Below are 18,157 nucleotides of genomic sequence, written 5' to 3' on the forward strand. Positions count from 1 at the left end.
GCTTCTGTGCTGTTTATGTCTGTTGTGTGCTGCTCTGCCGGCTTAACCCTGGGAGCCAAATCCCGGGGCTGGGGGCCAGCCGCCGTTATTACCAGGGTTACCAGGATTGTCTGGGCGCTGCTGGCCCGGTTGGCCAAAGCTCGGGCCGCCGCCGAAACCAGATCCACCACCAAAGTGTGGTGCTCCGCCGAAGCCGGGGCGTCCCGGCTCTTCAGCGCGACCTGGCTGGTTCTGAGGTGACGGTCCGGAAGGCTGGGACTGGCCGAAACCGCCAGGTTGCGGCGCCTGCTGGCGCCCACCCGGGTGGGGAGCGCCCTGCTGCGGTCCACGTTGCGGCGGCGGACCGCTCGGCGGCTGGGAGCCGGGCTGGTTCTGCTGAACCGGCTGCCCCGGTTGGCCTGCCTGCGGCGGCGTCTGTGCCTTCTCAGCCTTTTCGGCTGGGAATTCGACTTGGTCAAAGAGTTGCAGGGCCTGGCGGCTGATCTCCTTCGACATCTCGTCGTATGCGCTGGCCTGTGCCAACGTATCGATGGTCATGACAATCTCGCCAGAATCGCGGTCCTTCTTGTTACCGATGAAGAACCACGTGTTCTGCACCGCAAGCGGCAACACTGCCCGGTAACCGGACTTCTTACCCTTGCCGGAGATAGTGCCATCGCGCTGGACCTCCACGTGGGCGGCAGTGAAGGGGCTCAGTCCCATCTTTACCTTGGCATCATTGCTGCCCAAGCGGGCAGAACGTGCAGAGGCTTCCACCGGAACGGCACCCTGGAACTCATCCTTGGACACCGCAAACGGGCGGCCGGTGTCGGTACGCACGAGGTTCGCACCATCACGGCGTACCGGGATGGTCTTCGTAAACATGCGGGGCTTTTCCGGAATGCGGCCGCTAAACCACTTCATGAAGTACAGAATGGCCAGCGGAATCAGCAGTGCCAGCAGTACCGCCAAGACAAAGGAGAGGCCGAAAGCAGACTTGCTCAGTGGTGCGGTCATGGAGCCCTGCAACGTCAGCGGCAGCTCCATCTGATGGTTGTCTTCAGCAGACTGCAGGTTAATGACCGGCTCCACGCGCAGTGGTCCATCCGCCATCTCTTCCACGCTGAGAGTCACCGGGATGGTTGCCTTCTCATCCTTGGAGAGCTCGAGTGCGGAATCTTCCGAGTTGTGCTGAGAACTCACTGCAACGGAAGGAACTCCCGCGGGAAGCATTCCACCATCAGAATCCATGGTCTGGTCTGCCACCCACACCTTGCCGGGGCCGGTCACGGGAACGTCGACGGTAATCTCTTTCTCCGTCATGGTAATTGTCTGTGCCGAGCCCACCGTCGGCATATTGACCGGGGTAACCGTCAGCGGCGTTTCCGCGTTGATGGGATCCAGCTTCGAGCCCGGGCGCTCACCCGTTTCTTTGGTGGTGATCTCCACGCGGGTTCGCAACTGACCGGATGCCGCGTTTTCCACCTTGTCCAGCGGAATATCTACCTGCTGTCCATCGGTGATCGGCGCATTCTCTACAAGGGCGACCGGGGCGCCGTCCTCTGGTACGAACTCCGCATAGAGGGTTCCCTCACCCTCCAGCGCACGTGGCTCGCCCTTGCCATCGACCAACTGTCCCTTCAGGATCTGGTCCGAGTTAATGCCGCCTTCTACCTTGGCCCCGTCTTCGGTCTTGAGGTCCAGGTTAAGGCCCGGCACCATAACGACGGAAGCGAGGTATTCGCCGTCCGTACCCTCAGCCGCCTTGTAACCAAAAGTCCATGCTCCGGCCCAGGAATCGCCATCCTTTTCCATAGCGATATCAACCATGCCCGGCAGCTTGTTGTTCTCCGTCACGGAGACCTTCGCGCCGGCAACGCTCGTGGTATCGGGTTTAAGCTCCACCGTTTCGCCATCGGGACCAGTCAGGGTCGGAATGAGGTCGCCTTCACCCACCGAATTCTTCGGCACCGCGGACAAACGCACAGGGGACACGGAGTTATCAAGGACGAAATCAAACTGGTCCTTGAAGTTACCTTCCTTGGTTACACCACCCGAGGTAGGGATGAGGTTACGGAAGGCCGCGAACAGCGCTGCTGGGTCCTCACCTGCATCAAAGAATGCACCGTTTGGGGCACCCTGGCCACAGTCTTCACCCTCCGCCATGCGGGTGAGCTGGCGGACTTGATCCTGGGCTTCCGCAGCTGGCACGAGGCCCACGTTAAAGAGGCGGATATTGGAGTTACGGAACGCGGTGACAGAGGAATTGACCTCACACAGCTTGTCCTGCGCGCCCTGAAGATCGTTGGCCTCGGCGTCGGTGTAGTACTTACCATCGGTAAAGAACACGATGCCGCGGCAGCTACTACCTTGATGAGAAGCGAGTTCCTTCAACGCGCCTTTGTAGGCCGCGCCATAGTTGGTCTCTAGATCCGCAACGCGATCCTCCTTGCGGAACTTATCCAGTTCGCCCTGCAGGGCATCAGCGTTACCGGAGACATTGGTCCACCCGCCATACTCGGCAGGATCGCTGTAATAGTCGGATCCGAAGCCAGCGAGTTTCACGTTAATGTCTGCGCCGTTGTCTTCCCCGAGGTGGGCCAACTGCTTCACGATGTCCGCCGTGGCATCAACGCGGAAGGCATCGGCATCCGTCGGCTGCGAGCCCTCATAGCCCACCAAGGACGCTGATTGGTCAAGAACAAAGAGCAGGTCCGCAGACTTCTCGCTGGCAATACAGGAGCCAAAATCGGAGAGGTTCTTTTGTGAGACTTCTGAGAGCGCAGATTCGGAGCCGATTCCCTCAGGGCGCTCTTCCGGAGGCGGCGGAGCATCCTGCGCCACCGCTCCCAGGCTGCCACCGAACCCAGTGATGGCCATCGCAGCGGATAAAGCAAGTACTCGTGTGAACTTCTTCATTAGGCGCCAACCGCCTTTCCTACGTAGAAGGCGATTTCCACCGCAGCGACAATGACAAGGACAAAACTTCCGCCCATGATGATGCGGTAAAGCAAAGTTTGCGTGGTGTCCTCAACATAAAACGTCTCGGCTTGGCGCTGCGTGTTCTTCAGCGTGTACAGGCCCAAGAGGATAAAGGACACGATTCCGGCCAGCAGCCATCCACCGATAGCCAGGACAAAGAACAGAGTCTGCGTCGGCGAAGCAATAAGCGGCGCAATGACCAAGAGGATCAGTGCGATAACTGCGGAAACGCCAGCAGCAATGAGCAGCGGCCACGGCCCCTTCGTCGGACTCGTCGGTGCTGCCACCTGACGGCGATAATCCGGTGCAGGCGAGGACTCACCAAAACCATCAGACGAGCCCGGCGCACCAAAAGAGCCACCTGCCCCTGAACTAGGGTTAGCCCCCGCAGGGCTTCCCGGGGCAGAGCCGAAACCGGAGCCCCGACCAAAATCAGTACCGGAGGAAGGCTTCTGCGCTGGGGTCTGGGCAGAATTCTGTGCTGGATTCGGGGCACCAAAACCACCGGGACCCCCAGCCCCACCGGGCGCGCCGAACCCGGAACCTGCACCTGGCTGATCAGCCCCTTGCGGCGGGCGCCCGCCAAACTGTGGCGACGAGCCTGGGGAACCAAACGTCATATCGATGACCTTCCCTTAAACGAAGTTGGGCCACCGGCGAACCTGGTACCTTCCCCATCTAGCGACGCAGAAGGTAGAAGATCCGCCGGAAAGCTCTAAGGACCAGAAACCAAGGTAGCCGCACCCCCTGACATGACGTGTCTTTCTCTGGCCTCGAAATTCGAACGCGCCCGAATCTCTTCGAGCGCGCGCCATGCACACAATAGACAGGAAACGTTCAGGGAATACGAAAACGTTGCAAGCAAAAGAATGCCATACTGCGTGCATTATTTCTGCCCAGTTCATAGATCTTTATGGGCACAGCACCAAGAGCGCACCCCCGAAACAGCCAGTTCCGCTGCAGGTTCTCAGGAAACAGCCGGGTGAGGGAGCACTCCCCATTTCTGCTTCCCCCAGTTTCGTGGAAAAATGCTGTTCCATGACAACTCAATCGGCAACCGCAACCACCACAAACGGTGGCGAGAGCATCCGATTCATCCCGGTACATTCCACCTTGTACCCGTGGCTGGTCGCGGTGTTCGTCGTTACCTTCCTCATCTCGAACATCAACGCCACGAAGGGCGTCCAGCTCGGCCCACTCATCACCGATGGCGCCTTCTTCCTCTTCCCCATCGCCTATATCGTGGGCGATGTTCTCTCTGAGTGCTATGGCTTCAAGTCCACCCGCCGCGCCGTTTATATCGGTTTCGCCATGGCGCTTCTGGCCGCAGTTTCCTTTTATATTGCAATTTGGCTGCCCGCGGCTGATTTCTACGAAGGTCAGGAAGCCTTCGCCGCCACGCTGGGCCTCGTCCCGCAAATCCTGCTGGCTTCCCTCGTCGGCTACGTCGTGGGCCAGCTGCTCAACTCCTTCACCTTGGTCAAGATGAAGGCCCGCTCAGGCGAGAAGGGTCTCATCGCCCGCCTTGTTGCTTCCACCGTCGTCGGCGAATTCGGCGATACCCTGCTGTTCTGCGCCATCGCAGCACCGGTCATCGGCATCGATTCCTTCAGTGGCTTCCTGAACTACGTCATCGTGGGCTTCCTCTGGAAGACCGCCTGCGAGGTCATCATGCTTCCGCTAACCACGCTGGTTATCTCCTGGGTCAAGCGCCGCGAGGATTACGCACCTATCGACGAGGCCGAAACCTCTACGGCAACACAGCCTCAGTAACAGCAACAGCTACCCGTCCCGAATTTTCACCCCCTTGGCACACACTGTGCTGAGGGGGACTATTTCTCTCTTCCCTTTACTCTCCCCATTGAATACAATGTATTCACGATGGTTAAGGAGGAAATATGGCTACTTTGACAATTCGCATGGATGATAACGACGCTGAACTCGTTCGAAATCTAGCCACATTTGAAGGCCGTACAATATCTGATTTTGCCCGAGCAGCGCTTTTAGAACGGGTCGAAGACTACTACGACCTTCAGGAACTGCGCGCAGCAATGGCAGAGGATTCTGGCGAACGGTTTAGCCTTAATGAGGTCCTCGAGGATCTCTAAAGATGCCGGAGAGAATTACTTCATATCACGTCGAATTCACGTCGAAAGCCCGCAAACAGCTAAAGAAGTTTGACCGATTCGATGCGCGAATCATCGTGACGTGGATCCAAAAGAACCTCGAAGGCTGCGAAGACCCTCGAGCTCTCGGAAAAGGATTGACTTCAAACCGTTCAGGCGAATGGCGCTATCGGGTCGGTTCTTACCGCATTCTGGCGTACATCCACGACCAGAAAGTAACGATTGAGGTATTCGCTATTGGCCACCGGAAGGACATCTACGATGCATAAGCATCGACGAACTTCACTCCTCCCTATCCTTGGCCTGGCCACGGCTCTGAGTATTGCTGCATGCTCGGGTACGGAAGAAGACCCGTCGCCTGAAACGACGAACCACGCGGCACCGGAAACGACGGCGGTGAGCAGTGAGGCGTCGCCAAGCACAGCACCCAGCACCACCCCTACCCCGCCGCCGCTCAATGAGGGCCCGGCACCCGCACTGACCGGAACGTTTGAGATGGACGGCCCAGCCACCATCACGGGCGCGACCTATGATTCAATGCCCTTCGTCGTGCCCCTCAACCCCGCCGGACCGCAAGAAACCATGGTGCGCTGGGTGCAAGACTGGGGTGAGTCACCCGCCACGGCAGAACAGGGCACCACCTACGTCTTGGGCCATGCCTGGGGCCAACAGCAACTGGTGTTCAACCCTTTCTCCGAGGTGGTCACTGCCAACGTTGATCTGAGCAACCCCACCACCGTGGAGGGCCTCGACGGGGCGCAGGTGCAGCGCTTTACGACGCCCATCCTCAACGGCTCCCACATCCGCATGACCTCCGAGGGCGGTGCCGGGCGCGAGTGGATCGTGGATAACGCCTTCCTAGTTGACAAGGAACAACTAGGCAGCGACGCCGACCTGATGAATACCGAGGTCCCCGGGCGTATCGTGCTCATTGCGTGTGCGGTGGACGGCACATCAGACTTGGAGTACAACGTCATCGTCACCGGTCACTTGGCGTAATAGCGCCCCAGGAATTCATCGCGATAAGCCTCGTAATAGCCGCCATCGATGGACTCCCGAATGTTATCTACCAGGCGGATCATGAACTCCAGGTTGTGGATAGTGCACAGCGTGCCAGCCAAGAATTCCTTGGCTTTGAGCAGGTGGTGGAGGTAGGCGCGGGAGTAATTCTCCGACACATAGCCGCCGAATTCCTCGTCCACACCAGAAAAGTCGCGCTTGAAGCGCGCATTAGTGAGGTTCATGCGGCCATCAAGGGTGTAGACGCCACCGCGGCGCGCCAGGCGGGTCGGCGCCACGCAGTCGAAAGTATCGGCACCAGCCTCAACGGCGGTAAAGATGTCATCCGGTTCAGAGATACCCAGCAGGTGCCGGGGCTTATCGACGGGCAACTCATCGCATACCCAGCCCACAATCGTTCCCAGGTTCTCCTTCTCTAAAGCGCCACCGATGCCGAAGCCTCCGAAGCCGCGCCGGCCATTCGCTTCGGCGCGATCGGAGAGCTCCACCAGTCCGCGGGCAGCTTGGCGGCGCAGGTCCTCATACTGCGCGCCCTGCACCACTCCCCACAGGGACTGGCGCGGCTTCTGCGGGCCGCGGGCAAGCGTCAAGCGGTCGTGCTCATCCAGGCAGCGCTGCGCCCAGCGGCGCGTGCGCTCGACAGATTCCTCCTGGTAAGTGCGGGTATCAACGAGCGTGGTGAGCTCGTCGAAGGCGAACATGATGTCCGCGCCCAGACCATGCTGGATCTGCATGGAGACCTCTGGGGTGAAGCGGTGTGTGGAGCCGTCGATGATGGATTTAAAATCCACGCCATCCTCATCGACCTGCGCCATACGCTCCTTCTTGGCCGCACGGATATCGGAGTCCGTTAGGTCCGCCACGTCCATGGCGAGGACCTTTTTGAAACCCACGCCGAGGGACATGACCTGGAATCCGCCTGAGTCGGTATACGTCGGCCCATGCCAATTCTCGAAGGCAGCCACGCCACCGGCCTCGTCCACGATGTCGTGGCCCGGCTGCAGGTAGAGGTGGTAGGCGTTGGACAGGATGGCCTGGGCTCCGGTCAGGCGAATCTGCTCCGGGGTCAGCGTCTTCACCGTGGCCTTGGTGGCCACCGGGATGAAGGCCGGGGTCTGGATATCACCGTGCGGGGTATGGATAACACCGGTGCGGCCGTGCTTTCCCGGTTGCGCTGGACCGCTTAAATCCAGCTCCTTCTTCACGTCGAAGGAAAGGTCGGTCTCAAGCTGCGGCTTAGGGTGAGTCATAGGGAACTATTCTACGGGCTGCGCTGCTTTATCTTCTGCTTCACGGGATGCTGCTGCGTGTTTGCGCTCCCATTCTTCCTCGAGTGCCGTGCCCTCGATATCCAGCTGCGGGATCAGCTTGTCCAGCCACTTCGGCATCCACCAGGTGGTGTGCCCCATGAGGAACATGGTGGCGGGGACAAGCGACATGCGGACTAGGAAGGCGTCGAAAAGCACGCCCGCCGCCAGCGCGAAGCCGAAGATCTGGATGAAGGGCAGCGGCTGGCTGATAAAGGCCACGAAGACGGAAATCATGATGATGGCCGCGGCGGTGACCACGCGGGCACCGGCGGTAAAGCCGGCGATGGTGGCCTCATCATTGGCGTTGTACTTGCTGTACTTGCCACCGCTGCCCTGCGGGTAGCGGGAGAAGTGCTCGCGCATGCGGGTGACCAGGAAGACCTGATAGTCCATGGCTAGGCCGAAGGTCACGCCAATGAGGAAGATGGGCATGAAGGAAATCAGCGGGCCCGGCGCGGGCACCAGTCCGGTGAGGCCGTCCTGCCACACAAGCACGGTCAGGCCAAAGGCGCCACCGACGGAGAGCAGGAAGCCTAAGCCCGCCACCAGCGGGACCAAGATGGAGCGGAATACCGCCAAGAGCAGGAAGATAGCCAGGCCCACCACGATGGCGAGGTATGGCCCCATGGCCCCTTCAAGGCGCTCGGTGATATCGAGCTGCACCGCAGTCAGGCCTGTCATGCCGATCTCGGCACCGGTGGCATCCTCCAGCTCCGCGCTGGCGGTGCGCAAAGCGGAGGCGGTGCCAACCGTGGCCTCATCCGTCGGCGCGGTAGTGGGACTGACCATGATCTGCGCTGCCTTCATATCCTTGCTCACGCCCACCAACTGGGCGTGCTTGACCCCGCCGACCTGGTTCAGGCGCTGCACGGAATACATAAAGGAAGAAAGAGCGGCCTTCTTCTGCTCATCCTCTTCGCCCTCCTGGCCCTGGATATAGGGCTGCAAAGCCGCGGAATCCGGGTTGGCGTTAGCGCCATCCACGATCACTAAGAAGGGGCCGTTGATGCCGGGGCCGAAGCCCTCGGACAGCAGGTCCGCCGCCTTGCGCTGGGTGGTATCCGGATTAGACGTGGTATCCGCCGGAAGCGCCAGCTCCATGTGCAGAACCGGAGCGGTCAAAGCACCGAGGCCGAGCACCACCAAGGCCATGACGACACCGGGGACACGCTGCACCGTGCGCACCCAACGGTTGCCCATCGTTGGTTTCGTGCGGCGCGGTCGGCGCTTCGTGGGGTTGCCGGCCACGCCGGGGATGCGCCCGGCGAAGGCCTTATCACCGAGCAGGCCCAGCATCGCGGGCACCAAGGTCAGCGCCACAAGCACGGCCATGAAGACCGTGCCCGCAGCCGCCAGGCCCATCGCCGTCAAGAAACTAATGCGTGCCACCAGTAGGGCGAAGAGCGCGATGAAGACCGTCGCACCGGCAAAGACCACCGAGGAACCCGCCGTACCAACGGCCATGCCGGCGGCATCCGGCCCGTCCATGCGGGAGCGCTCCTGCCGGTAACGCGACATGATGAACAGCGCATAGTCGATGCCCACGGCCAGGCCAATCATGACGGCCAGCACCGGGGTGAGGTTGTTGAGCTCAATCCAGTGGGTAGCGATCATGACGCCCATCGCGCCCAGGCCCACACCCACGACCGCGGAGATAAGCGGCATACCCGCGGAAGCCAAGGAACCGAAGGTAATGATGAGGACGATAAACGCCACGGCGAGGCCGATAACCTCAGAAATCGAGTTGACCTGGATTTCATCACCGAAGCCTGCGCCGCCGGCCTCTACCTCCAAGCCCGCCGCACGGCCGATATCCATGGCCTCATGGACCACGTCTTTATCCGCGGGGTCCACCGAATAGGGGCTCTCCGCGTCAAAATCGAAGGTGGTATAAGCAATGGTCTCATCGGCATTGACCATGGCCAGGTTGTCGGCATCCGCCCGTGCGGTCTCCTCCGGCAAGCCCATGGAGGTGAACTGCTCGATGACCTGCTGCTGCAGTGCTGGCGATACCTCAAGCGGATTGCCCCAACGCTGTTGGCTACCCTCCGGTATGTCTAGGCCCTCTGCGATGTGGTGCACCACGTCCTCGACCGCTTCTTTATTCTGCGGATCGCTGAGCTTCTGCCCTTCCGGGGCCTTGAAGACGAGGTTGACCGACGGCGCATTGGCCGGGTTACCGTTCTCCGGGAAGAGCTCCACCGCGCGGCGGGTGGCATCAATTGCTGGCGTGCCGCTGATGGAGTACTCCGTGGTCATCGGCTTCATCAAGCTCAAGGTCGCTCCGCCCGCGGCCGCTACGATGAAGATCCAGGCGATGATGACCTTCCATCGATTGATGTAAGACCAGCGGCCTAGGTGGTAGAGCAGCTTTGCCACGGAAATTCCCCTTCACATGCGCGATTATTGCTCGCGGAAGCTTTGGTGGTGGACACGAATGTGCACCAGTTTAACCAGTTGGGCTGTGAAGCCCTAACGGTCTCGTAAGAGTTCAACGACCCCTCCAGAGCGTGGCCAGCGCTACAATGCGGAATTACTGAAATACTCTAGGAGCACCACCATGTCTACTTTCGTCATTGTCGCCGTCGCGGCCATCCTCCTCATTGCCATCCCAGCAGGCATGATGAGCCGGCGGATTCACAAGCGCACTGAAGACCACGACCCCGAGGCACGCCAAGCCGCGCTGGATTTCCAAAGAGATGTTGATAGAGGGCGGGCTGGCTTTTAAAACACAAAAGACCGGCACCCCAGAGCTAAAACTGGAGTGCCGGATGTGGCGGTGGCGGCGGGATTTGAACCCGCGGTTGGGGGTTACCCAACAATCGCTTTCGAGGCGATCACCTTCGGCCGCTCGGACACGCCACCGCGTTCCAGATTACGTCGAGTAACCCCGAGCGACAAAATCGCTGCCCACGCCAGGCGGCGGGACAGCGATTCAGCTACTTAAGGCTAGGAATTAGTCCTTGAGGTTTCCGATGACCTCGTTGGCCTTGTCCTTGACGCCCTCAACGGCGTCGGAAGCCTTCTGCTTGGCCTCAGAGGTGACCTGGTCGGCCTTGCCCTCGTTCTCCAGCTTCTCGTTGTCGCTTACGTTGCCAGCGGCTTCCTTAGCCTTGCCAACAAACTCGTCCTTCTTGTTCTCGAAATCACCCATGGTTTTCTCCTTACTCTCTACGTCTCTCACGTGGGACACCCAGCCTACACGCGAATCGGAAGGTGGATCCGAGACCACGTCCCAACTCAGGGCTACTCGCTGCTTCCGCGCAGACCCCCGAAGAAGCCTGTGAGCAGCTCCGCGCACTCTTCCTCCAGTACTCCACCGCGTACCTCCGGTACGTGCAGGGCGCCAGGGGCGCGCAATACCTCCACCAGCGAACCGCACGCCCCCATCTTCGGCTCAAAGGCACCAAAGACCACCGAGGACACCCGGGAAGCCTGAATCGCACCAGCGCACATCGCGCAGGGCTCCAAGGTGACGACCAGCTCGCAGCCTTCCAGCCGCCAGCCATCGCCATGCACGCGCACCGCCTGACGGATGGCTTCCACCTCTGCGTGCGCGGTGGGGTCATTCAGCTGTTCGCGGCGGTTAACGCCGGTGGCGAGTTCTTTACCGGAGGCGTCGTACAGCACGGCTCCTACCGGGATATCCCCCGCCGGCGTGGTGCGTGCGACCTCCAGGGCGCGACGCATGCGAGACTCCGCGCGGACCAGCCCCGCCGCTGGTTTAAGAATCATCCGAGTCGAGGCCGTCGATGAAATCCTCCAGCTCATCACCAAAGCCCAGCTCGCCGGCGATGCGCAGGAGCATATCGGAAGGCCAGTCCTCATCGTTATCGATGATGTAGCCCACCTGGTCCTCATCGAGGCCGAGGTCCGCGAAGATGTCGAAGTCACCGTCACCGTACGGGTCGGCGTCCTCCCACTCGTCTTCGTCCAAATCCGGGATATCGATATCGCGCAGGTCCAGGAAATCCGCGGCGAAATCGTCTTCGGAGGCATAGGTGGCGTCGGAAAGCAGCATGCGCACATCCCCCGGCACCGGGCGCACGACGACGAAATAATCATCCTCCACGCACAACAGCGCAAATGCCGCTCCCTCCGAACGCAGGTTGCGCACCGCCTTGATGGAGGTGTTGACGTCGGTGAAGTCATCCTTGAAGGGGCGAATCACCCACGCGCCTTCGGCGCTGGTGACGGTGATAGCAAAGGACAGATCGTCGTGGCTCATACCTCGTCAGATTAGTCGGATTGTGCGACAATTGTCACCGTGAGTTCTCAAGATGTTCAACGCCCCGTCTGCATTATCGGCCTCGGTCTCATTGGAGGTTCCCTCCTGCGAGACCTAGCTGCTGCACGCCATTCCGTGTACGGCTATAACCACTCGACTTCTGGTGCGCGAACGGCCATTAAGCAGGGCTATGACGTCACCGATGATCTGCCGGCTATCCTGCGCCGCGCCGAGGAGGACAATGCGCTCATCGTCATCGCGGTGCCCATGGATGCGGTTGCCTCGGTCCTCGACGCCATTCAGGAACACGCCCCGAGCTGCGGGCTGACGGATGTCGTCTCGGTCAAGGCCGAGGTTCGCCAGCTCATCGTGGAGCGCAACATGGAGTCACGCTACGTGGGCGGCCACCCCATGGCCGGCACCTCCAAGTCCGGTTGGGAGAACTCCCACACCGGGCTATTCAACCGCGCTGCTTGGGTTATCACCTACGACTACGCCGCCGAGTGCGACGCACGCGGCGAGCGCATCCCCGCCGAGTGGGAGAACATCTTTGCCGACGTTGTCCGCATGACCCAGATGGTTCACGCGGAAGCGGTTCCGGTACGCGTGGCAAATCACGATGCCGCGGTCGCCCGCATTTCACACCTGCCACACGTGCTGGCGGAGACCCTCGCGGTGGTCGGCGATAATGGCGGCATTCTGGCACAGTCCCTGGCGGCTGGCTCCTTCAAGGACGGAACCCGCGTGGCAGGAACACGCCCGGACCTGGTGCGCCAGATGTGCGAGACCAACTCGACGGCGCTGATCCAGGCCCTCGACGAGGCCCTCGAGTTGCTGCAGGATGCGCGCGACTCGCTGGCCTCGGAGCAGCCTTCCATCGCCGCGCTTGCCGACGCTGGCTTCCGCGCCCGTACCCGCATCGAAGCTCGATCCGGTGCCCGGAAGGAATCGGTCTCCCCGGTAAAGATCTCTTCTCGCCCGGTCTTGCGGCTGCATCCGGGTGCGCCGAACTGGGTGGCGCAGCTGCGCCAGACCGAGTCTTTGGGCGGGCGCATCGAGATTTTCTAACCGGCGGTGGCCTTCTAGGCCTGACCTTTACCCTAGGCAGGCGGTTTTCAACGGGCTCCCACACATGGTTCTCGTCACAAGGTTTGTTTGCCCCCAAACGAACCTTCTACCGGGTTAAAGATGGTTTACTTGCCCCCAAGGGAACCTTTTGACTGGAGACTTCTGAGTGAAGCCTTTTGCGTGCTGCTGGGCATGGGGCAGATAGCAAAAGGCATCTTGCAGATGGCGTCTGTCAAAAGGCGTTTTCTCGCCTGAAAACGCCTTTTGGGGCGTGCAGATGGCGTTTTCAGCCCCAAAGATGCCTTCTAGCGGATGCCTTTTGTGGGGTGCCATTTGGCGACGGTTTGTGGGGTGCCATCTAGCGACCGACCGTGGAGGAGTGTGCGCGGTGGCGGCGGGCTGTGAAGCGGCGTAGTGAGGTGGCATGGGGCGTCGGGCGGCGAAGTGCGGTGGCGGCGTGGGACGCTTAGTCGCGGAAGGTGTCGTCGCGACGTTTGCGAGCTTGGGACTCATCGCGGGTGATGCCGAGCAGCGGATAGCCGGCCAGGCCTGCCGCTAGGCCCACCGGCAACAACCACAGCATGCCGGAGGCCAACCACAAGACCACGCCGAGGATGGCACCGGCAATCAGACACGGAACGAGTTTCTCCTTCATGGAGAAACAGCCTAGTTGGTCCGCTTCCCAGCACCAGACTTGCGACTAATCAAACGCGAGAAGATGGCAATCGCAATGAGGCCAACTACCGCAGCAATGCCTGCTGGCCACGCGACGGGCGCGCTGACCTGCATCGTTGCCGGCGGTTTCGGGGAATTGTCGGCGTTGAGGACACCGTCGGTATCGCGGCCGCTGGTAACGTCTTCGATCCAATCGCGGACTTCGACCACGGACGTAATCGCCGCGGTCGGGGAAGGCAGATCCGGATCCGCGTTCGACGTTCCAGCCGTGGCCACGCCGACGAGGCGACCGTTGACAAAGAACGGACCACCTGAGTCGCCGCCTTGCATGCCCTCACCATTAAGGGACTTCACGTCCATGATGGCAGCGGCAATCATCGGGCCTACTCCCCCGAGTTCACCGGCCGGGATACTTTCCGCGCCGTCGGGTCCAACGGCGATCTCTGGCATGTCGCCGCCTTCCATCACCTGGGGCGCGTCGGATGCGTCGGGGGCGGGAGCGACCATTCCGCCGGGGGCAGGCACAGCCATGTCGCCAGGTGCCGCGGCGCCGGAATCGCCCGGCGCCACCGGTGTCATCTTCTCACCGGACTCGTCTGGGCTTGCCGGTGGGGTGCCACCCGACAGGAGTTCGCCTACTTCCATCTCAGCCATCGGCAGCTGGCCTTTGCGGGCCATGCGGGAGCTGCTGCTCCAGCCGTAGAAGTGGCCTTTCTCACCGGCGGTGGGGACAGCATCCGCGAGCTTGGCGGGCTTAACGCCCTTGACGGGCTCGGTCAGGTGCATGAGGCCGGCGTCGATAGTCGGCGAAACAGCCCATGAATCCACGTCATAGACACGGGTGTCCTTGCCCTGGCCAAAGCGTGCCTGCGAGCCCTCGTTGTTGACGGACTCCAAGCAGTGGCGGGCGGTCAGCACCCACTGCTCAGCCACCAGCGTGCCGGTGCAATCGCCGAAGTTACCAATCTTGCCCATACGCAGCGCAGCTACGGCAGCGCTTTCCTCCGAGTGAGGTGCGGTCTGTGCAAATTCCAAGGCCATGGCCGGTGCAGCGCCCAGCCCCACGACCACAGAGCTGGCCAGAACAGCAGTTATCTTTCGTGCCGCCATTACGCGGCCACCTCCTTGATTGCCCAAGCCACGACCCTCTCGGCCGGACCCTTTCCACAGAACTTCTTCCACAGCGCGCTCAACAGAAGGAACGCGAGCACAAAGCCCAGTGCCGCCGTGGTGTTGTGCAGCGAGACGTGTGCTTGCCAGTAGCGAGCTGTGAGAATGTGCAGGATATAGATGGTCAACGACATCGAGCCCAATGCTGCGAAGGGGAAAGCCAAGCGTGGTAGCTGACGGCCGATGATCAAACACAGGTGCAGCACCACCGCGGTGACTGCCACGGAGAGAAGGATTTCACCGAGCACACCCGTATGCCCGGTAAAGCGCAGCCAGCCGGGGATATCCGGGTTGAAGCGCTGCCACAGGCCAATACCGGTGACAACGGCAGCCACCGCGGTCGTGACGATCTGGGTGCGGGTGGGGCGGGTGAGGTAGACGTCGTAAAGCAGCATGCCTGCCACCATGTACGCCAGGAAAGCCACGAGGGGGTAGACCTGCGGGAGGGTGTACGGCGCGTAGAGCACCGTGGCGCCCGCGGTGGCCAGCGCGAAGAGCAGAACCTTCCACACGGTAGCCAGCGGTGGGACCCAAGCGGTAAGAGCCATTGCCGCGCCCATCACCACGAGAACGACCTGAATCTCACCGCCCACGGGCAGCAAGGCCACGCCGATGAGCATGACTATCAGGCCGCGAGCGACCAGCTTGAGGAAGACCCGCAGCGAGTAGTCGCGGGCAAGAATCATCATCGTGGTACCTGCAATGATGGCAAAGCCCGCCGCCGGCAACCCAGAGAGCACCACTTTGGTGCTCCACACCAGGTTGGCCATGTGCAGAATAATCATCCCGATGATGGCCAAGGAACGAGCAATATCAAGGCCCACTATTCGGGCGCGCGCTGACACCTATTCATCTCCTTGCAGTTGAAAACGTTGAAAGACCTCCCAGTGGCTCTGGCCGGTCTTCTAATTTGTGTTCGTTTTCAGCTCTGCGTTTCACTCAGCTCTGCGTGATATGCGTCTCAGCGGCTAAGGGCGATGGATTTCTCACCGCGCACAAGGTAAATGCGCTCAGGGGTTGCGGAGGCATCGGGGTCCACCATCACCGTTACTGGTCTTTGAAGAAAGCCAATGAGAACCCCGTCCGATTGCGGGCCAAAGCAGATATTGTCCGACATCAAATCCCACGTCATATCTATCTCACTAGCCTCGTTACTCTCAAAATGGAAACCGGCATTATCGCAGGAGAACTCCAAGTACTGGCCCCAAAAGTCCACGTAGAAGGACTCCGGCTGCTGTGCGGACTTCCACTCGGCATTCACCACAAACTCCAACTGCTGCGCATTGGCGGTGACCAAGCCTGCGGGCGTGCTAGTAATAATGTTGCGCTGTGAGGATCCAGCTTCCGCTATGTCCGAGCTCCCCGGCAGTTCCGAGGAGCCAACAAAAGAGAAGAGGGAGGAAATGAAAAGCAGGATAGCGGAGAGAATCGCTTGAATCATGGGCCAAAGTATAGCCCCAGGTGAAGGACCGGTGTTTGCAATCTGTTTGCACCGTGTTTGCACCCACTTCGGTTTACCTGGGATTACTCGGGCCTACTTTTAGGCGACCAAAACGCAAATAAACCCCCCAGGCTATCCGGCGTTTATACCGTTTGACCTGGGGGTTTAGGTGGTGCGCCCGGAGGGATTCGAACCCCCAACCTTCTGATCCGTAGTCAGATGCTCTATCCGTTGAGCTACGGGCGCAGTCCGTTGGTAAGCAGTGCGTGTGCTCTGCCGTGCAACGAGGAATAACTATACCTACGGTCTGAAAAACTAACAAATCAGCAGTTCACGACCATTTTTCACCTTGAGTTTCGAGCTTCCACTTTACCCACTGTTCACCTAACCGGTAGGAGCCTTGAGCTTAAAACGCACTCTGTCCCCGGCACCGAGTCATCGCTTCGGCGCCAGGGACAGAACTACCAGAAACTAGACCGCCAGGCCGAAGATGGGCACAGCCAACAGATAGACAGTCAGGGTGATGAGGAAGATGCCCAGGATGTTGAGGCCCAGACCACCCTTGATCATCTCACCAATCTTGACGTAGCCGGAGCCGTACGCGATGGCGTTCGGCGGAGTAGCAACCGGGAGCATGAACGCACAGGTCGCAGCCAGCGCCACCGGGATGGTGAGCAGCAGAACGTTGATGTCACCCTCCGCAGTCAGGCCAACACCCACGGCAACACCGCCCATGATCGGGATGAAGGTCGCGGCGGTCGCAGTGTTGGAGGTGATCTCCGTCAGGAAGAGCACGAGAGCGGCCACTGCGGCAACGATGAGAACAGTTGGTAGGACACTGAGTCCCTTGGCCATCTCACCAATCCACAGGGACAGACCGGACTTGTTGAACATGGCCGACAGCGACAGGCCACCGCCGAAAAGAAGGAGCACGTCCCACGGCATCTCGTTGGCGGTCTCCCAGTCTAGAAGGCGAATGCGGCGCTGGTTATCCGCAGGCAGGATGAACAGCAGGATGCCGGCCGCGATGCCCACGATGGCATCGTCGTAGTTCTCGAATTCCTTGAGCACGAGCGGCAGGGTCACCCACGCCGCCGCAGCGAACAAGAAGATAATGCCCGTCATGATCTGGGGACGGGTCCAGGGGCCGAGGGCCTTAATTTCATCGTCGATAAGCTCGCGACCGCCCGGAATTTCGGTCATCTCCGGCTTGAAGACGGTGATGAGCAAAAGCCATGCGATGATCAAGAAGATTGCAGCCAGCGGCACACCAACGGCCATCCAGCGACCAAAGCCCAGGGTCACGTCCCAGGTGTCCGCCATGTAAGCATTGAGGAAGGCATTCGGCGGAGTACCAATAAGGGTTCCCAGCGAACCGATAGATGCAGAGTATGCGATACCCAGCATGAGAGCGGTGGCGAACTTCTTCTGCTTATCCCAGCCGCCGACGGTCTCCGCGGTCAGCGCCAGCACCGAGGTACCAATCGGCAGCATGACCACAGCGGTTGCGGTGTTAGACACCCACATCGACAAAAAGCCAGTAGCGAGCATGAAGCCCAAAATCAGGCGCTTCGGCGAGGTACCGATCAACTTCACCACATACAGCGCGAGGCGGCGGTGAAGGTTCCAACGCTGCAGGGACAGTGCGATGAGGAAGCCACCCATGAACAGGAAGATGGTCGCGGACGCATACGGCGCGCCGACTTCCTTGATGGCCCCTACGCCCGCCAGCGGGAAGATGACCAAGGGCAAGAGCGCGGTAGCGGCCAGCGGGATGGCCTCCGTCATCCACCACACGCCCATGAGAATGGTCACGGCCGCCACGGCACGCAGCGCACTCTGGGTGTATTCAACATCATCCTTGGCGCCGGGTGATTGCAACACCGTGTCGACGGCGTTACTAGGGAAGAGAAACCACACAAGTGCGGCGAGGACGAGTCCGACGATAAGGCCAATGGCCATGCGCCGCCATTCGCGTGTATCGACGCCGCGGTCGTCTTCACCCTCCGTGTGTGCGGTTGAGACGTGCGTTTGTGGGGTAGTCATGTGCCCCTCCTTTTCCTGGTTAACCAGCCCCCATTCAGTTGAGAGAGTTATTAAGATCACTGAATGGGCCTACACGTTCAGGCTATCGAGACCACAGACAGCCAACAAACAC

Annotated in this window: 18 protein-coding genes and 2 tRNA genes; 6 read left to right on the plus strand and 14 right to left on the minus strand. The window is 60.4% G+C overall.

All coding sequences use genetic code 11. The features are described from left to right. Positions 1 to 42: 42 nt before the first annotated feature. The gene (locus tag HMPREF3147_RS02590) at positions 43 to 2,898 is read right to left on the minus strand and encodes a vWA domain-containing protein (RefSeq protein WP_070444265.1); all 2,856 of its coding nucleotides are present in this window, start codon (positions 2,896 to 2,898) and stop codon (positions 43 to 45) included. Continuing rightward, entirely contained in the window at positions 2,898 to 3,581 is a 684-nt protein-coding gene (locus tag HMPREF3147_RS12965; RefSeq protein ID WP_246815705.1) for a PMP-22/EMP/MP20 family protein, read from the minus strand. The genes HMPREF3147_RS02590 and HMPREF3147_RS12965 overlap by 1 nt, the downstream gene beginning before the upstream one ends. A gap of 418 nt (positions 3,582 to 3,999) precedes the next feature. On the opposite strand from HMPREF3147_RS12965, the gene HMPREF3147_RS02600 reads away from it, so the two are divergent. From HMPREF3147_RS02600 to HMPREF3147_RS02615, 4 genes are all read left to right on the plus strand, one after another. Beyond that, a complete protein-coding gene (locus tag HMPREF3147_RS02600) occupies positions 4,000 to 4,734 on the plus strand; it encodes a queuosine precursor transporter (protein WP_070444267.1) in 735 nt (244 codons plus the stop codon). Positions 4,735 to 4,859: 125 nt separating this feature from the next. Continuing rightward, a complete protein-coding gene (relB, locus tag HMPREF3147_RS02605) occupies positions 4,860 to 5,069 on the plus strand; it encodes a type II toxin-antitoxin system RelB family antitoxin (protein ID WP_070444269.1) in 210 nt (69 codons plus the stop codon). 2 nt (positions 5,070 to 5,071) lie between these two features. Next, entirely contained in the window at positions 5,072 to 5,356 is a 285-nt protein-coding gene (locus HMPREF3147_RS02610) for a type II toxin-antitoxin system RelE family toxin (protein WP_070444271.1), read from the plus strand. After that, the gene (locus HMPREF3147_RS02615) at positions 5,349 to 6,086 is read left to right on the plus strand and encodes a sortase family protein (protein ID WP_070444273.1); all 738 of its coding nucleotides are present in this window, start codon (positions 5,349 to 5,351) and stop codon (positions 6,084 to 6,086) included. Before HMPREF3147_RS02610 ends, HMPREF3147_RS02615 begins: the two co-directional genes overlap by 8 nt. Here HMPREF3147_RS02615 and tgt read toward each other — a convergent pair. Continuing rightward, positions 6,074 to 7,357: a tRNA guanosine(34) transglycosylase Tgt gene (gene tgt, locus HMPREF3147_RS02620; protein WP_070444275.1), complete on the minus strand. Its 1,284-nt coding sequence runs from the start codon at positions 7,355 to 7,357 to the stop codon at positions 6,074 to 6,076. The genes HMPREF3147_RS02615 and tgt overlap by 13 nt on opposite strands. Before the next feature lie 6 nt (positions 7,358 to 7,363). Then, positions 7,364 to 9,796: an MMPL family transporter gene (locus HMPREF3147_RS02625; protein WP_070444277.1), complete on the minus strand. Its 2,433-nt coding sequence runs from the start codon at positions 9,794 to 9,796 to the stop codon at positions 7,364 to 7,366. Between the two features lie 181 nt (positions 9,797 to 9,977). Between HMPREF3147_RS02625 and HMPREF3147_RS12825 the strand changes: the two genes are divergently transcribed. Then, positions 9,978 to 10,145: a hypothetical protein gene (locus HMPREF3147_RS12825; protein ID WP_010188407.1), complete on the plus strand. Its 168-nt coding sequence runs from the start codon at positions 9,978 to 9,980 to the stop codon at positions 10,143 to 10,145. A gap of 46 nt (positions 10,146 to 10,191) precedes the next feature. Here the strand turns inward: HMPREF3147_RS12825 and HMPREF3147_RS02630 are convergent. The 4 genes from HMPREF3147_RS02630 to HMPREF3147_RS02645 all read right to left on the minus strand — a co-directional run bounded on the left by HMPREF3147_RS02630 (position 10,192) and on the right by HMPREF3147_RS02645 (position 11,645). Then, positions 10,192 to 10,282: transfer RNA gene (locus HMPREF3147_RS02630), tRNA-Ser, on the minus strand. 91 nt (positions 10,283 to 10,373) lie between these two features. Next, the gene (locus tag HMPREF3147_RS02635) at positions 10,374 to 10,571 is read right to left on the minus strand and encodes a CsbD family protein (protein WP_010188406.1); all 198 of its coding nucleotides are present in this window, start codon (positions 10,569 to 10,571) and stop codon (positions 10,374 to 10,376) included. 92 nt (positions 10,572 to 10,663) lie between these two features. Further along, positions 10,664 to 11,107 (minus strand): nucleoside deaminase, encoded by a 444-nt coding sequence (locus tag HMPREF3147_RS02640; RefSeq protein ID WP_070444734.1) that lies wholly within the window; start codon positions 11,105 to 11,107, stop codon positions 10,664 to 10,666. A 34-nt stretch (positions 11,108 to 11,141) separates the two neighbouring features. Beyond that, positions 11,142 to 11,645 carry a tRNA adenosine deaminase-associated protein gene (locus HMPREF3147_RS02645; RefSeq protein WP_070444279.1) on the minus strand — a complete coding sequence of 168 codons (504 nt, stop codon included), beginning with the start codon at positions 11,643 to 11,645 and terminating at the stop codon, positions 11,142 to 11,144. Between the two features lie 39 nt (positions 11,646 to 11,684). On the opposite strand from HMPREF3147_RS02645, the gene HMPREF3147_RS02650 reads away from it, so the two are divergent. Further along, positions 11,685 to 12,713, plus strand: a complete 1,029-nt coding sequence (locus tag HMPREF3147_RS02650) for a prephenate dehydrogenase (RefSeq protein WP_070444281.1) — start codon at positions 11,685 to 11,687, stop codon at positions 12,711 to 12,713. Between the two features lie 466 nt (positions 12,714 to 13,179). Here HMPREF3147_RS02650 and HMPREF3147_RS02655 read toward each other — a convergent pair whose 3' ends face one another. The 6 genes from HMPREF3147_RS02655 to HMPREF3147_RS02680 all read right to left on the minus strand — a co-directional run bounded on the left by HMPREF3147_RS02655 (position 13,180) and on the right by HMPREF3147_RS02680 (position 18,045). Further along, the gene (locus tag HMPREF3147_RS02655) at positions 13,180 to 13,368 is read right to left on the minus strand and encodes a hypothetical protein (protein ID WP_070444283.1); all 189 of its coding nucleotides are present in this window, start codon (positions 13,366 to 13,368) and stop codon (positions 13,180 to 13,182) included. Between the two features lie 11 nt (positions 13,369 to 13,379). Further along, complete coding sequence (locus tag HMPREF3147_RS02660) at positions 13,380 to 14,498, minus strand: trypsin-like serine protease (protein ID WP_070444285.1); 1,119 nt, start codon at positions 14,496 to 14,498, stop codon at positions 13,380 to 13,382. Continuing rightward, positions 14,498 to 15,403 (minus strand): DUF418 domain-containing protein, encoded by a 906-nt coding sequence (locus HMPREF3147_RS02665; protein WP_070444287.1) that lies wholly within the window; start codon positions 15,401 to 15,403, stop codon positions 14,498 to 14,500. Before HMPREF3147_RS02665 ends, HMPREF3147_RS02660 begins: the two co-directional genes overlap by 1 nt. A gap of 116 nt (positions 15,404 to 15,519) precedes the next feature. Continuing rightward, positions 15,520 to 15,999 (minus strand): hypothetical protein, encoded by a 480-nt coding sequence (locus tag HMPREF3147_RS02670; protein WP_246815706.1) that lies wholly within the window; start codon positions 15,997 to 15,999, stop codon positions 15,520 to 15,522. A 170-nt stretch (positions 16,000 to 16,169) separates the two neighbouring features. Then, positions 16,170 to 16,245, minus strand: a tRNA-Arg gene (locus tag HMPREF3147_RS02675). 225 nt (positions 16,246 to 16,470) lie between these two features. Beyond that, positions 16,471 to 18,045 carry an SLC13 family permease gene (locus HMPREF3147_RS02680; RefSeq protein ID WP_070444291.1) on the minus strand — a complete coding sequence of 525 codons (1,575 nt, stop codon included), beginning with the start codon at positions 18,043 to 18,045 and terminating at the stop codon, positions 16,471 to 16,473. Between the last annotated feature and the right edge of the window lie 112 nt (positions 18,046 to 18,157).

It is taken from the genome of Corynebacterium sp. HMSC05D03 (assembly GCF_001807205.1).
GTDB classification, from domain to species: Bacteria; Actinomycetota; Actinomycetes; order Mycobacteriales; family Mycobacteriaceae; genus Corynebacterium; species Corynebacterium aurimucosum.